Source organism: Nocardia arseniciresistens (assembly GCF_046764875.1).
Lineage (GTDB): Bacteria > Actinomycetota > Actinomycetes > Mycobacteriales > Mycobacteriaceae > Nocardia > Nocardia arseniciresistens.
The window spans coordinates 175,870-189,641 of sequence record NZ_JBKORD010000013.1; the positions used below are offsets into that span (position 1 = coordinate 175,870).

The 13,772-nt window shown below is 65.4% G+C and carries 12 protein-coding genes, 1 tRNA gene and 1 pseudogene; 6 read left to right on the forward strand and 8 right to left on the reverse strand.

Features of this window, described 5'->3' with window-relative positions; translation table 11 throughout:
• Window positions 1-170 precede the first annotated feature (170 nt).
• Window positions 171-1,676: an HNH endonuclease signature motif containing protein gene (locus ACLMAJ_RS24310; protein WP_412016126.1), complete on the reverse strand. Its 1,506-nt coding sequence runs from the start codon at window positions 1,674-1,676 to the stop codon at window positions 171-173.
• A gap of 121 nt (window positions 1,677-1,797) precedes the next feature.
• Here ACLMAJ_RS24310 and ACLMAJ_RS24315 point away from each other — a divergent pair.
• The 3 genes and pseudogenes from ACLMAJ_RS24315 to ACLMAJ_RS24325 all read left to right on the forward strand — a co-directional run.
• Window positions 1,798-1,870 (forward strand) — tRNA-Ala (locus tag ACLMAJ_RS24315).
• Between the two features lie 382 nt (window positions 1,871-2,252).
• Window positions 2,253-2,708 (forward strand): DUF4158 domain-containing protein, encoded by a 456-nt coding sequence (locus ACLMAJ_RS24320; RefSeq protein ID WP_412016200.1) that lies wholly within the window; start codon window positions 2,253-2,255, stop codon window positions 2,706-2,708.
• A pseudogene (locus ACLMAJ_RS24325) lies at window positions 2,662-3,894 on the forward strand (transposase); the annotation flags it as partial. The gene ACLMAJ_RS24320 and the pseudogene ACLMAJ_RS24325, both read left to right, overlap by 47 nt.
• 315 nt (window positions 3,895-4,209) lie before the next feature.
• Here the strand turns inward: ACLMAJ_RS24325 and ACLMAJ_RS24330 are convergent.
• From ACLMAJ_RS24330 to ACLMAJ_RS24350, 5 genes are all read right to left on the reverse strand, one after another.
• The gene (locus ACLMAJ_RS24330) at window positions 4,210-4,995 is read right to left on the reverse strand and encodes a strictosidine synthase (protein ID WP_412016127.1); all 786 of its coding nucleotides are present in this window, start codon (window positions 4,993-4,995) and stop codon (window positions 4,210-4,212) included.
• A 51-nt stretch (window positions 4,996-5,046) separates the two neighbouring features.
• Window positions 5,047-5,907 carry an alpha/beta fold hydrolase gene (locus ACLMAJ_RS24335; RefSeq protein ID WP_412016128.1) on the reverse strand — a complete coding sequence of 287 codons (861 nt, stop codon included), beginning with the start codon at window positions 5,905-5,907 and terminating at the stop codon, window positions 5,047-5,049.
• A 313-nt stretch (window positions 5,908-6,220) separates the two neighbouring features.
• On the reverse strand, window positions 6,221-7,054 hold the full coding sequence (locus ACLMAJ_RS24340; RefSeq protein ID WP_412016129.1) for an alpha/beta fold hydrolase: 834 nt from the start codon (window positions 7,052-7,054) through the stop codon (window positions 6,221-6,223).
• 47 nt (window positions 7,055-7,101) lie between these two features.
• Entirely contained in the window at window positions 7,102-7,956 is an 855-nt protein-coding gene (locus ACLMAJ_RS24345; protein WP_412016130.1) for an SDR family NAD(P)-dependent oxidoreductase, read from the reverse strand.
• Window positions 7,953-9,200, reverse strand: coding sequence for an NADH:flavin oxidoreductase/NADH oxidase family protein (locus ACLMAJ_RS24350; protein ID WP_412016131.1), 1,248 nt, complete (start codon window positions 9,198-9,200; stop codon window positions 7,953-7,955). The genes ACLMAJ_RS24345 and ACLMAJ_RS24350 overlap by 4 nt, the downstream gene beginning before the upstream one ends.
• Window positions 9,201-9,320: 120 nt before the next feature.
• On the opposite strand from ACLMAJ_RS24350, the gene ACLMAJ_RS24355 reads away from it, so the two are divergent.
• The 3 genes from ACLMAJ_RS24355 to ACLMAJ_RS24365 all read left to right on the forward strand — a co-directional run bounded on the left by ACLMAJ_RS24355 (window position 9,321) and on the right by ACLMAJ_RS24365 (window position 11,260).
• Window positions 9,321-9,896 carry a TetR/AcrR family transcriptional regulator gene (locus ACLMAJ_RS24355; protein WP_412016132.1) on the forward strand — a complete coding sequence of 192 codons (576 nt, stop codon included), beginning with the start codon at window positions 9,321-9,323 and terminating at the stop codon, window positions 9,894-9,896.
• Between the two features lie 152 nt (window positions 9,897-10,048).
• Window positions 10,049-11,047, forward strand: a complete 999-nt coding sequence (locus ACLMAJ_RS24360) for an NADP-dependent oxidoreductase (protein ID WP_412016133.1) — start codon at window positions 10,049-10,051, stop codon at window positions 11,045-11,047.
• A gap of 54 nt (window positions 11,048-11,101) precedes the next feature.
• Window positions 11,102-11,260: a hypothetical protein gene (locus tag ACLMAJ_RS24365; RefSeq protein WP_412016134.1), complete on the forward strand. Its 159-nt coding sequence runs from the start codon at window positions 11,102-11,104 to the stop codon at window positions 11,258-11,260.
• 21 nt (window positions 11,261-11,281) lie between these two features.
• On the opposite strand, the gene ACLMAJ_RS24370 is transcribed toward ACLMAJ_RS24365, so the two are convergent.
• On the reverse strand, window positions 11,282-11,974 hold the full coding sequence (locus tag ACLMAJ_RS24370) for a TetR/AcrR family transcriptional regulator (protein ID WP_412016135.1): 693 nt from the start codon (window positions 11,972-11,974) through the stop codon (window positions 11,282-11,284).
• Between the two features lie 31 nt (window positions 11,975-12,005).
• A complete protein-coding gene (locus tag ACLMAJ_RS24375; RefSeq protein ID WP_412016136.1) occupies window positions 12,006-13,667 on the reverse strand; it encodes a GMC oxidoreductase in 1,662 nt (553 codons plus the stop codon).
• Window positions 13,668-13,772 lie beyond the last annotated feature (105 nt).

Here is a 13,772-nt window from a genome sequence, read left to right on the forward strand (position 1 = left end):
AAGGCTTCGTCCTGATGGCGTGGAATTTCTCCTCGCGGCGCGGCGTTCTGGGCGACGAAGTGGTCGGTGCGTATGGTTCGGCGGGTTTGGTAAGGCCTTGTGAACAGGGCATCGTCCCGATGACGCGAGCCGCTCGGTCGCGGCGTGATGTTCTGGGCGACGAGCACTTGTCAGTGCGCACGGTTTCGGGCGGGTTCGGTTCTGTCATCGGGGATTTCGTCCTCGGGCGGGATTCGGCGGAGCTGACCGTGGACGACGACGTAGCCGTTGAGCGGGTACGCCATGTCCTCGGCGGTGGGGCGATCGGGGAGGGCTGCGGGTGGGTCGAGGAGTGGCGTTTCCGTCGGCTCGGATCGGTGGACGCCCGTGTACGGGGCGGTGGGTGCGCCGATATCCGTGCACGGGAAGAGGTATCGAGCGCCTTCGCGGACGGTGGTGTGGATGTCGCCTGTCGGTGCGGTCCACTGCAAGCGGTCCAGGTCCGCACGCCAGACCTTCCAACGGAGTTTCTCCTTGTCCGCCAACGTCTTCAGACGATGATGACGACCGCAGAGCACGGCCGAATTGGTCCGTGCGGTCAGACCGCCGCGAGCTGGTCGCTGGTGGTCGAAGGGGTGGTTGTGGTCCAGTTCGGATTCGGCGGCAGGCATCGCGCAGCCCGGGAATCGGCAGATTCCGTCTACTGCGCGGACTTCGCGCTCCAGCCGGGGCGCGGGCCGCCATTGTGCCGCCCCCTCGGGGGACGATGAGTCTTCGGCGTCCGACTGCTCCGGAATCACCTGGAAGCGGGCATGTTCGGCCAGCATGCGCGCCAGCGCCGCATCGATGGGCCCATAACCTGCCAGGAACGCGGGCGCATCCTGGATCCCGAGCAGGGTATCGGCGGGAACACCGATCTGAATCAACGCCCGCCGCGGCCGCTCGATCGGCACCCCGAACTTCGGGCACCGCTCGCCACGCTCGCATCGGCACCGCAACCGTCCCGACCCATCGGCAAGCGCGACCAGCGCATCGGCGCGACGCTGCGGCATCGTCCGCGGATCCGCCGCGCACACCTGCATACTCATCTCCCGCAGCCGCATCGCCACCGTCTGCGCCCCCGGCGCGGGCAGTAGCCCATCGAAAACTGCCATGCTGTCCTGCACAGCGCGCAGCCGGACGTCCCGTTCCTCCTGCCGCCGCTCCCGTCGCCGCTGGGTGCCCAAGGGATCCAGCCGAGCCGCCCACCGCCGAGCCGCCTGCCGCAGCCGCACCGGATTGGTCCGCCCCGCCGCCTCCAGAAGCCGCGGCTCCAAATCCTCCAATACCTCACGCGCCACCGCGCGCGTGCTGTCCACAATCACCCGCACCTTCGCAAGATCGATCCGCCCCGCCGCGAACGCCTCCCGCGTCCGCGGCAACGAATCCTCCAGCGCCAGACCAATATCGATCAGTGCCCCCGCTGTCCCCTCATCCACCTGCAACGCCACCGCCGCCTCCGTAGCCGCGAACTCCCCACCACCTGGCCCCGGATCCGCACTGTCCGCCCGATGCCTCCGATACAACTCCCGGACCGCGAACACCTCCGCCGCCTGCGCGGCCGCCGCCGCCCCATGCGCCGCTCGAAGAGCATCGATAAGCCCCTCATCACTAACGGCACCGAAGTCCACCACCGAAAGATCATCGCTATCGAACATATGTTCGATTCTACGACCACTCCACCCCCTCCGCTACCCCCGAATCAAGGCGATTTGGTCGCTACCACGCCCGTGGTGTAACTTCGTTCAGGCAGTCAGGGAAACCTGTCAGCATCAACCAGGGGCTATGGCGCAGCTGGTAGCGCACCACACTGGCAGTGTGGGGGTCAGGGGTTCGAGTCCCCTTAGCTCCACAAAATTAGCAGGTCAGGCCCGGTCTTAGACCGGGCCTGACCTGTTTTTTCATGTCTGGCCCCGCGTTTACCCCCCGTTTTTGCGGTAGCGGAACTGAGCCGATGCCTGTGGCAAAAGGTGGTCGCAGGTCGGCGTCCCCGGCGGGGCACATTGAAGTTGGGAACGCGGACGACCTGCGAATTTCAGGTGGGCGGTTGGTGATCGAATCCGATTACCCGCTGTAGGGGTTTCGGTAGTAATCGCGCGAAAAACAACGAAAATGGCTTGACCAGCAGGTATGCCACCTAGCAGCTCGGGCTGCGGATCGGCTCGGTTGGTGCTTGGCTTGGCATCCGATGACGTCGATCGGTGTGCTGGAGGTCAGGTTTCGTGGCAACGCAGGTGTTCGCGGATGAGGAGTTGGCGCGTCTTCGGGAGTTTCCCGATATCAGCCGCGAGGAGTTGTTCCGGTTTTTCACGCTTACTCCGGCCGATATCGCGTTCGTGACGCCGGGGCGGGGCCGTGGCCCGGCGGAGCGGCTCGGTCTGTCGGTGGCGCTGTGTTCGCTGCCGTGGCTGGGGTTCGTGCCGGATCGGGTGGCCGACGCGCCACCGGTTGCGGTGGCGCGACTGGCGGACCAGTTGGAGGTGGATGCGTCGATCATCCGCTCGTACGGCAAGCGGGCGCAGACGCGCACCGAGCATCTGCGGTTGGTGGCGCAGTATCTGGGGTGGCGCCCGACGAGCGCGATGGAGCTGAAGCAACTCGACGAGTTCCTTCTGGCGCGCGCGATGGAGCATGACTCCCCGGGACAAGCGCACCGGCTACCTGGACTGCTTCACCCACGCCGGCGGTAAGCAGACCCGTACGCCGGAGTTGAAACGGAACTTGATCGCTGTCCTTCTGGCCTACTCCACCAACCTCGGGCTGACGAACATGGCCGAAGCGTCCGGCATCTCCTACGACATCTTGACCTGGACAGCGGAATGGTATGTGCGGGAGGAGACGCTGCGGGCGGCGAATCTGGCGATCATCGGGTACCACCAACGACTGTCGTTGACCAGCTCTTTCGGTTCCGGCACATTGTCTTCCTCTGATAGGCAACGGTTCCCGACGCGTGGCAAGTCCACCACCGCTCGGGTGGCGAATCAATGGTTCGCCGATGAAGGCCTGTCGACCTACACCCACGTCACCGATCAGCACACCACCTACGGCACGAAGGTCATCGTCACCACTCGCCGTGAAGCGCACTACGTGCTGGACGAGATCCTGGGCAACGCAACGGATCTTCCGATCACCGAGCACGCCACCGACACCCATGGGGTGACGCTGGTGAACTTCGCGTTGTTCGATCTGCTCGGCATGCAGCTCTCACCCCACATCCGCGATCTGGGGCCGGGTGACTCTGTACCGGCCGGGCTCACGTTCCGATGCCGAGGCCCGGTTCCCTACTGCGGGGCCGCTGCTGACCCGAAAGTTGAATCTGGACTTGATCGCCGAGCATTACGACGACCTACTGCGGCTGGCCGGGTTGTTGAAGTCGGCACGCGACCGCGTCGCTGCTGGTGGGCAAGTTATCCGCGTCGACCAGGCAAAATGCGCTGGCCGCTGCTTTGAAGGTACGGCGCGATGCGGCGGACGATATATGCGGCCAGGTACCTGTCGGATCCGGACTATCGGCGCAAGATTTCCCGCCAGCTCAACAAGGGCGAGTCGATCCACGCGCTCAAGCGCGACCTGATCTACGCCCACGAAGGCGCCTTCCGGGCGCGCCACCTGGAAGCCCAGACCGAACAGGCGTGGTGCCTGACTTTGGCCACGAACGCGGTGATCGCGTGGACCACAGAGTATTACGGGCTCGCGGTCGACCAGATGCGCCGCGAGGGCCGCCGCATCGACGAGGATGTGCTGTCGCACATCTCGCCGGCACATAGCGAGAACATCAACTTCTTCGGTGCCATCGAGGTCGATATCGACGCCGAGCTCGCACAGCTCGGCCCGACCGGGTACCGGCCGTTGCGGGTGCGTGACACGCTGTTCTGATCCGCGCGCGAGTTCAGGGGGCCAGCGGACTACGACGGGATGCTCACCGCCGAGGACGAACGCGGCCTCACCCCCGTTGTTTTGGTCGCACGTCCTGACGTACGGGCAGGTGAAACTCAATATGAGCAGCCGGCTCGTCCCTCGGCGCATGCCACGCGACGTACACATCCACTCGCATCATCACCGACGGCGCCGTGTCTGCCCTCCATCCAGCCGCCGATCGGCGCGTGACACCACGAATCCGCAGGTCACACTCATCACACGACGGCTTTGCCGGGCCCATGGGACCACCTGGATCGTCTGGATGTGGGCGGGTTACTCCTCGTAACGCGGCAGGATCCTACTGTCCTTCACGTAGGTGAGGGCCGTGGCGACGTCGTAGGCGTGGATCGCCGACACGTGCGGGGCAAGCAAGGTCGACAGGCCCGGGGCATGGGTGGTGTAGAACGCGTCGCGGGCAGTGTCGTCGGCGAAGCCGAGGATCACCGACGCGTGCAGGTGCTGGTCCTTTGGGTTGTCGTGGGCGACGTTCGGGGTGTCCCAGGTCTTCTCGTTCCACGGTAGGAACACCTGGGTGCGCAGCTCCTTCAGTTCTCCGGTGGCGATGAGCGCGGGAGTGAGCTCCTTCTTGAGGAACTTGTGGAACCCGACCGTGCCCTCGTCCTTCGCGTGACGCAGGTAGATGATGGCCCGGGAACCGGTCTTCTCGCCGGGGGCGACGGCATACCAGCGGGAGGTTCGAGGAGGGCCGGCGTGCAGGAGCGTGCGGCGGAAGATGTTGACTTCGTCGTCGAACGCGAGCGCGGTCTGCTTGCGCCCGGCCAGTGGGGACAGCGCGTTCTCGAAGGTGACTTCGGCGATGCCGTCGATCTTGCGATCCTCGGGGATCGTGGTTTCGACGCCCTCGATGGCGGGCCAGCGCCCGGGGTTGTGTTCGGCGAGGTGGATCTGCCGGTACTCGGACAGTCCGGGGGTGGCGGAGATAATGCCCGAGTGCGGGCCCTTCCATCGGTCCATGCCCTGCTGACGTGGCTTGTCGGTGCGCATCCACAGCAGGATCGACGAGGTGAAATGCTTCGACACGTCAGGTTTAATCGTCATGGTCTCGCTCATCGTCATGCCCTTCCGTTCTCTTGGTGTGCGCACGGCGGGTCAGGGGGCGAGGAATTTCGCGGCGATAGGGGCGAACTTCTGCCAGTACTGGAAGATGCCGCCGTGTCCAGAGTTCGGGTAGATGATCAACTCGCTGTTCTTGATCCGCTGGTGCAGGTCCTCGGACAGAACGGACGGGACCATGCGGTCGTTGTCGCCGTTGGCGATCAGCGTGGGCTGGGTGATGACAGACAGGTCGGAAGGAGTGGAGCGTCCGTATTCCGCGATCGCCTTCAGCTGGGTCTGGAGCGCGGAGACCTTTATGTTCTTGTCCCGGTCCGTGGTGCGTTCCTTGAGCCGCTTCACGAATGCCTTGCCGGCCCTCTTGCCTTCGTCGTCGCGGTTGAAGAAGAGGAACTCCTTCGGGTCGGAGAAGGTCACGGCAGCGCGGAGCATGTCCCAATAGGTGGTGCCGATGACCTTGTCCATGTCCTTCCCGCCGCGGGGGCCGGTGCCGGTGAGGACGAGCTTGCGGACCAGATCGGGGTGCTTGACGACGAGGTCCTGGGCGATCATGCCACCCATGGAGAAGGAGAAGATGTCGATCTTGTCGTACCCGAGGCCCTTCGTGATGAAGGTGTAAGCGTCGTCGGCCGCCTTTTCGAGGGTGTCGGGTACGCGGCCGCTGGATACGCCGACACCGAGCTGGTCGAAGGCGATGACTCGACGGTTCTTCGCGATGGCGTCCACGATGCGCGGGTCCCAGTTGTCGAGGGTGCCGGCGAGGTGCACGAAGAAGACCACCGGGATCTCCTCTACGGGGCCGAGCTCGCGGTAGGCGAACGTGTCGCCTCCCGCGATGAGGGTCTTCGCGGGTGCGTTCGCGTACGAGGTGATGACGGGTTCGTCGGCGGTGCTCATAGTGCTTCTCTCTTCCTGGGGTCGGGTTGAATGCAGTTGCTGACTTGGCGGTGGGTGCGGTGGTCGGAGCACCTCGACGTGTGGTCGGTGCGGGATGTGTTGCCATCGAGCTGATCGCTAGCAACTTCGCGCGTCACGCCTCGGCTGTGGCTCCGGTACGAACGTCGATCAGGGCGGCGGCAGGTCGAGAGCTTCCGACATCAGCTTCGGACCAGCGGGAAGAAGTAGTCACTCCAACCATCCTGACTCCGTAGGTGGGTTGCGGTGCCCTCGTTAAAGGCCATGCTTATGCATTCTTCTGGTAGCCGGATGGTTACTCGGCGAGGAATCGCAACGCGTCGGGCACGAAATTCTGGTGGTGCTGGAAGATGCCGCCGTGCCCGGAGTTCGGGTAGATCTTGAGTTGTGCGTTGGGCAGCCGGCGCGCCATATCGGCGGAGTGGCTGCTGGCGACCATGAGGTCGTTATCGCCGTTGGCGACCAAGACGGGTTGGGTGACGACGGACAGGTCGTCGGGCTGGGATCGGCCGGCGTGCCGGATGGCCTTGATCTGGGCGATGGCGGCCTGGATCGAGATTCGCTTGTCGCGGTCGGCAGCGCGTTCTTTGAGGCGGCGCAGGTAGTCGGCCGCGGCCTTTTTGCCTTCGGGATTGCGGGGGAAGAACAGGAAGTTGCGGGGATCGCTGAGGGTGAGCAACGCTTTGAGGTAGGCGCCGCCGACGATGGAGCCCATCTTGTCGATGCCGCCGCCGCCGCGGGGCCCGGACCCGGCCACGATCAGGCGGCGGACCAGTTCGGGGGCTTGCAGGACCACCATCTGGGCGACACCGCCACCGAGCGAGAACCCGAGCAGATCGACTTTCTGCAGACCGAGTGCGCGGATGAACGCGATGGCGTCGGTGCCCATCTGTTCGACGGTGGATGGCACTGACCCTGCGGTGGCGCCGACGCCGCGGTTGTCGAAGGCGATCACGCGATGGTGTACGGCGATGCCGTCGATGACGCGGGGGTCCCAGTCGTCGAGGACCGCGGTCAGGTGGTGCAGGAACACCACGGGGACCTCGGAGGGTTGGCCGAGTTCGCGGTAGGTGAAGGTGGTGCCGTTGACGTCGATGGTGCGGTTGGGTGCGTCTTTCCAGGTGGTCATTGCGGGCCTTTTCAGTAGATCCTGTGTATGTGTCGGGCGAGGGCCGGTCAGGGGGCGATGGCGCTGCGTGCGTCGAGTTCGGTCAGTGCGGCCAGGATTCGCGTGTTTCGTGCCAGTTGGGGGTCCAGGGCCGGGGCGAGGAGTCCGCGCAGCGCGGAGATGGGTTTCCAGCGAGACGGTGCCATGACCTGGGGCGATCGGTGCACGAGTCCTTCGACGAGTGCTGTTGCTGCAGCGGTCGGCTGGAGTCGTTTGCGCAATGGCCGCGGCAGGGCCGCGAGCAGTTCCTCGACGAGAGGATCGGCGTCGACGCCATGTTTGATCATGTCGGTGTCGATCAGGGAGAAGTAGGCGATCGTGGTCGAGACGCTGTACGGGGCCAGCTCCACTCGCAGCCCGCGACCGAGTTGTTCCACAGCGGCTTTGCTCATCGCGTACGGGGTGGTGCCTAATCCGTTGAGGAACGCGAACACCGAACTGATGAGCGCGAATTGGCCGCGGTGCGCGATGACCTGATCGGCGGTTGCCTGCACGGTGTTGACGACACCGTCGACATTGACCGCCATGACCGCATCGATCGATGTGATCGGTGTGGTGCGCAGGGTGGCGGTGCGGGGCAGGATGCCAGCGTTGGCGATCGCAATGTCGATCCGTCCGAAGCGGTCCACGGCCTCGGCGACGGCAACGTCGAGGGTGGCGCGTTCACGGACATCGGCGACCACCCCCAGCATCGAATGCGCGGACGTGTGTTCAGCGAGTTGCGCGGTGTCGGGGTGGATGTCGGCGATGACCACCTTTGCGCCACGGCGCAGTAGTTCACGGGCGGTGGCGTGGCCGATTCCACCGGTGCCGCCGGTGATCAGCACGACCTTGTCACGCAGGTCGTAGGGTGCACGGGTCACCGGATACTCCTCTTCGGGCGCAGCGTTGTCCGGCCGTTGCGGGCCAGCATGGCCACCGTGGTCGCGAGCCGGCCCCGGTGGAGGTCTGGTTCCAGGCCTGCACCCAGGCGGTGCAGTTGGTCGGTGTTCCAGCTGATGTTGAGCACCCCGTCGAGCGCCTTCACATCGACGAATCTGCCCAGGACACGGCGCATCCCGTACCGCAGCTCGTGTGTCTGCAGCGCGGCGATCCGCTCCGACAGAATCGCCGCGGCCGCGTCCGGGGTCGTGACGGTCGGTCGAGCCAGTCCCACGACATCGCAATCGTTGGTGAGAAGGGCGCCCTCGATGGCCGCGCGCGACCGGAACCCTCCGGTGACGGCCAGTGGCACCGCACCGGCCAGTTCGCGCACCGTGCGGGCGTAGTCGAGGAAGTAGGCCTCGCGGTCGCGGGTACTGGCCGCTGCTGATCCCGACATGGCCGGCGACTCGTAGTTACCGCCGCTGATCTCGATCAGGTCCAGGCCCTCACCGGCCAGAGCGGACACGACCGCGCGTGACTCGTCCTCGCTGAACCCGCCGCGCTGAAAGTCCGCCGAGTTGAGTTTGACGCTCACCGCGAAGCCCGGTGACACGCGGGCGCGGATCCGGCGGACGATCTCGATCAGGAACCGCCTCCGACGGATCGGGTCGCCACCCCACTCGTCGTTGCGCAGGTTGGTCAGTGGGGACAGAAACTGGGTGACCAGGTATCCGTGGGCGCCGTGGATCTGCACACCGTCGAATCCGGCCGTCTCGCAGACCACCGCGGCCGTGGCGAAGCGTTCGATGATGTCCTCGATCTCGGGCGCGGTCAGCGCCCGTGGCGTCGGTGACCCGGGCAGGCTCATCGGCACGGCACTCGGGGCCACCGGGGTGTGGCCCAGCGCCAGGGGGTTGGACTGGCGCCCGGGGTGGTTGAGCTGAACCCAGATCGGCACGCCGGCGTCATGGGCGGACTTGGCCCATCGGGTCAGTGCGTCCAGGTCGCGGTCGTCCTCGATCGCCACGTTGCCGGGTTCACCCAGCTGGGTGCGATCGATCATCACATTGCCGGTGACCAGCAATCCGTAGCCGCCCTGGCTCCACCGCCGGTACAGCCGCTCGAGGCGGCCGTCGGGTGCGTGCGCCGGGTCGGCGAGCGCCTCGCTCATCGCGGCCTTCATCAGCCGGTTCGGGAGTACCTGCCCGCACGGCAAGGTCAACGGGTCATTCGGTGACGTCATAGCAAGTGGGCCCTTCGGATTTCCGCAAGTTAACTTATGAACGTAATATTATGACCGTAAGTCAATGTGGTAGGCTTTGGCAAGTACGAGATTTCGACGGCGATCGGGAAGTCAGTAGCAATGCCGAGATATGACACGGAACACAAAGCCGAAACCCGGCGCCGGATCATCGATACCGCCAGTGCGCGCTTCAAGCAGGGCGGCATCGACGCATCAGGCATCGCGACACTGATGTCGGATGCGGGCCTGACCAACGGCGCGTTCTACGCGCACTTCGGCTCGAAGAGCGATCTGGTGGCCAACGTGATGGCCGATCAGCTGCGCATCCAGCACGAGACCCTGAGCGTGCTACCGGCCGGACGCGCAGCAATCGAAGAGTTCGTGCGCGAGTATCTTTCGCCGTTCCATCGCGACCATCCCGAATCGGGCTGCCCCAACGCCGCCCTGCTCGACGAGGTCGGCCGCTGCGACGATGCCGTGCGCCAGAATTACACCCACGGCATGCAAGCCATCGTCAACGAGATCGCCGTGCGCTTGCCCCCGGATGACCCCGCCGCAGCGCGCACCACGGCACTGGGACTGTTCACCATTCTCGTCGCCACCCTGCAACTTGCCCGCGCCGTCTCCAACCCGACCCTGTCCGACGAGATCCTGGCCTCTGGGATCAGCAATGCCCACAAGCTCCTCGAAACCTGACGCGCACAGCCACCTTCACTCTTCAGGCGGCCCCAACAAGAAGAAGCAACCTCATGAAGGGGTTTCGTCGACACGCGATACGGCCACACAAGATACCCACAACGGCCTTGACGCCGCAGCCCCTGCGGGGGCCAACAGAAAGGCAGATTGTCATGAAGGCGTTCGTCGTCCGGAAATACGGCAAGGACGGCCTGGGTCCCGCAGTGGTGCCGGAGCCGACCGTGGGCCCTACCGACGTGCTGGTCAAGGTGAACGCGGCGAGCATCAACCCGTTGGACGTAATGATCCGCAACGGCGAATTCAAGCAGCTGCTCAAGTATCGCAAGCCATTCGTCCTCGGACACGACGTCGCGGGGGTGGTCACCGAGGTCGGTCCGGCGGTACGAGGTTTCGCGGTGGGCGACGAGATCTATTCGCGGCCCCGTGACCTGCGTATCGGAACCTTCGCCGAGTACATCGCGATCGATCAGGCCGATCTGGCACCCAAGCCGGTCTCGTTGAGTTTGCACGAAGCCGCAGCGGTTCCGCTGGTCGCTCTCGCCGCCTGGCAGATCCTGGTCGACCGCGCACACGTGCAGCCCGGTCAGAAAGTCCTCATTCACGCTGGCGCCGGGGGCCTGGGATCCACCGTCATCCAGCTCGCCAAGCACCTCGGCGCACACGTCGCCACGACCGCCAACGGTCGCGACACCGACCGCCTGCGCGCGCTCGGCGCCGATATCGTCATCGACTACACCAAGCAAGACTTCGCGCAGATGCTGTCCGGGTACGACTTCGTACTGGACTCGCTCGGCGGGACGAACCTCGAAAAGTCCGTCACCGTAGTCAAACCCGGAGGCCTGGCAATCGGGGTCGCGGGCCCACCCGACGCCGGGTTCGCTAAGCAGTTGGGCCTGCCCGGCTTCATGAGGCTGCCGCTGGGTCTGCTCAGTCGAAAGATCCGCAACGCCGCCAAGAAGCGGGGTGCACGGTACGAGTTCTTCTTCATGCAAGCCAACGGCACGCAACTGCGCGACCTGGCCGCCCTCTACGACGCCGGCGTCCTGCGGCCGGTCCTGGACCGGACCTTCCCGTTCGACCGAACCCTGGAAGCCCTCGCGTTCGTCGAACAAGGCAAAGCCCACGGCAAAGTCGTCATCACAATGGACTGAAGAACCTCCCCGCCATCACGAAAGTTACGACCGCGGTAGCTCGATGGCCTGTCTATGCGGCGTCCACGTGTGTACGTGCCGCGCGCGGTCGGTGTGGTCGGGTGGGGCAAGGCCGCGGTTGCTTCGCCTGCTGGGTGGTTGTGGGCGCGCCGCTTCGCGGCCACCTGGGCGCCCCGGGTCGAACAGGAGATTGCCGGGCGCGATGCCCGGTGACAGTGATGATCCGCGGCCGCTTCAGGAGCCTGGCGAGGTAGACCGGGTGAGCGCTATCTGGTGAGAGGCTTTCGCGGCCTTGGGATCGTCGCCGAGGCCGACGCAGAAGGTGACGCCCATCGGCACCAGAACCTGACTGACCGGGTCGTCGAACTCGTCGAAATGGTTTGCCAGCTCCAACATTATGTAGCCGTGGACGTAGCTCCACAGTGCGCCTGCTACGGCCTTGGGATCGGTCGCCGCGACGCGCTCTGAACCGACCAGCCGGGTACAGGCATCGGTGATGTGGGCGTATACCGATCGAAAGGCGGCAGAGTGACCTGCCAGGCGTACGTCTTTGTCGGAGGCGGGGCGGTAGGTCGATCGAGTGGACAGACCGAACATCGCATCGTAGAGGTGTGGATTGGCGCGGGCGTAGGCGACAGTGATGAGCGCCATCGAGAAGAGGTCGGCCACGGAGTCGTCGGTGCTGGGCAGTTCGGCGAAGGCGGTACCGAGCTGGTCGAATCCGTGGTCGGTGAGGGCTTTCACCAGTTCGGGTACGCCGCCGAAGTAGTTGTAGACGACCATGCTCGACATGCCGGCCTCGGCGGCCACGGTCCGTGCTTTGATCGCCGACGGACCTTCGGTGGCCAGGAGCCTGATCGCGGCATCGATCAGGCGTTCGGCGATGCTGTTCGACGGGGTGTCTTTCGGGCGCGGTGCTTCGGCCATAGTCGGTCATTGTCCCATTCGCGAGGGTTGGTCAGAATGCGGCTGGTTCGCGGTCGGCGCAGTGCGATACATGCTGCATGGCATGCTCGGCCAGCGCTGTGATCGTCAGCGCCGGGTTCACGCCGGGATTGGCGGGGAATGCGGCGGCATCGCACACGATCATGTTCCGGTAGCCGAATACCGTCATGTGTGGGTCGACGACGCCGGTTTCGGCCGTTGACCCGATAACGGCTCCACCGACCACGTGGGCGGTCATAGGGCGGTTGCCGAGAACTTCGAAAACACTGGCTTGCGCGATGCCGCCGGTCCGTTCGGCGAGCCAGGTCGCCACCTGGTGGCCGATAGCGAGATGGGTTGGCGCAGGCCGCTTCGCGTCGATCCGCGTGGTGAGCCGGTAGCCGCGACCGAAGCGGCGTCTGACCGGGGTGAACGCGATCGCATTGTCGCGTGCCTGCATGACGAGCATCATGAGCGTGCGCCGGCTCCACCCGCGACGCAGTGTCGCTGCCCATCGTCTCGGGTGGCTCAGCACTTCTCCGGCCCACTCGATGACGCGGCGGCGGCCGTCGCCGTGCCCGCTCAGCACGGTGAAGAGCAGTCGCATGAAGTCACCATTGGGCCCGTAGGTGAGCAACTCGATCTGGGTGTCCCCGTCGATGAGGACCCGACTGCTGGCAGTCACATCGCGCCAGGTCTGCATGTCCTCGGGCAGCAAAACAGTCAGGACCGCTTCGCTGTTGGTGCGCACCAACTCGCCGAGTCGGTCGCTGATCCGTGGTAGCGAACCGCGGTGTTTACAGTCCGCCAGCAGCTCGTTGGTCCCGACCGCCCCGGCCGCGAAAACGACGCCGCGGGCGGTGAGTGTGCGTTGATCGCGACGCGGCCCGACTCCTGGTCGCCGGGTCGTGATTCGGTATCCGTCGCGACCGTCGCTACTGCTGGCAGGCCCGAGCGGGGCGACATCGACAACTTCTCGCTCGGCGAGGATCTGCGCGCCGCGCTTTTCCGCGAACCACAAGTAGTTCTTTGTCAGTCGATTGGCGGCACCTACGCGACACCCGATCACGCACTCGCCGCATCGCGTGCACCCGGTGCGCGCAGGCCCTTCGCCGCCGAAGTACGGGTCGGGCACAGTTTTGCCGGGCTCGCCGAAAAACACCCCAACGGGGGCGGGGGCGAAGTCGTCCGGGCTCGCGAAGCGCGCTGCCACCGCGCGGGTCAGGTCCATCGTCACCGACTCCCATGGGGTCTGCTGCACGCCGAGCATGCGCTCGGCGGTCGCGTAGTGGGGTGCGAGCGTGCGATCCCAGTCTCCGAGGTCCCGCCATTGCGGGTCGGCGAAGAACCCGGGCTGAGCACGAAACAGCACACCCCCGTACACCAGGCTGCCGCCGCCCACGCCGGTCTGACTCGAGCTGAACACGTGTGGCAGAAGGATGTTGCGCATGATGCCGCGCAATCCGATGGCCGGTGCCCAGAGAAACCGCCGCCAGTCGGAGGCTGAAGTCGGGAGATCGGCGTCGGCGTACCGACGGCCGCGCTCGATGACCGCGACGCGGTATCCCTTCTCGGCTAGGCGGAGCGCGGCCACGCTGCCACCGAAGCCGGAACCGACCACTGCCCAGTCGAAATCGAAATCGAACTCACGCCCTCGGCGTTCGATATCGCTCTCGACCGGTGTCGACGTATCCATGGACTGCCTCCTGTGGGTGCTTGCGCGTCTACAATAACTTCGTTATTGTCGGGTGGCAAGCCACCCGTATGCGCCAAGGCACGGCGCGCGGACGGTGGTCCACAG

Coding starts and splice junctions, on each gene's coding strand:
- ACLMAJ_RS24310 (WP_412016126.1), bottom strand. CDS start 1,676: ATGTTCGATAGCGATGATCTTTCGGTGGTGGACTTCGGTGCCGTTAGT.
- ACLMAJ_RS24330 (WP_412016127.1), bottom strand. CDS start 4,995: ATGACGATTAAACCTGACGTGTCGAAGCATTTCACCTCGTCGATCCTG.
- ACLMAJ_RS24335 (WP_412016128.1), bottom strand. CDS start 5,907: ATGAGCACCGCCGACGAACCCGTCATCACCTCGTACGCGAACGCACCC.
- ACLMAJ_RS24340 (WP_412016129.1), bottom strand. CDS start 7,054: ATGACCACCTGGAAAGACGCACCCAACCGCACCATCGACGTCAACGGC.
- ACLMAJ_RS24350 (WP_412016131.1), bottom strand. CDS start 9,200: ATGACGTCACCGAATGACCCGTTGACCTTGCCGTGCGGGCAGGTACTC.
- ACLMAJ_RS24355 (WP_412016132.1), top strand. CDS start 9,321: ATGCCGAGATATGACACGGAACACAAAGCCGAAACCCGGCGCCGGATC.
- ACLMAJ_RS24360 (WP_412016133.1), top strand. CDS start 10,049: ATGAAGGCGTTCGTCGTCCGGAAATACGGCAAGGACGGCCTGGGTCCC.
- ACLMAJ_RS24365 (WP_412016134.1), top strand. CDS start 11,102: ATGCGGCGTCCACGTGTGTACGTGCCGCGCGCGGTCGGTGTGGTCGGG.
- ACLMAJ_RS24370 (WP_412016135.1), bottom strand. CDS start 11,974: ATGGCCGAAGCACCGCGCCCGAAAGACACCCCGTCGAACAGCATCGCC.
- ACLMAJ_RS24375 (WP_412016136.1), bottom strand. CDS start 13,667: ATGGATACGTCGACACCGGTCGAGAGCGATATCGAACGCCGAGGGCGT.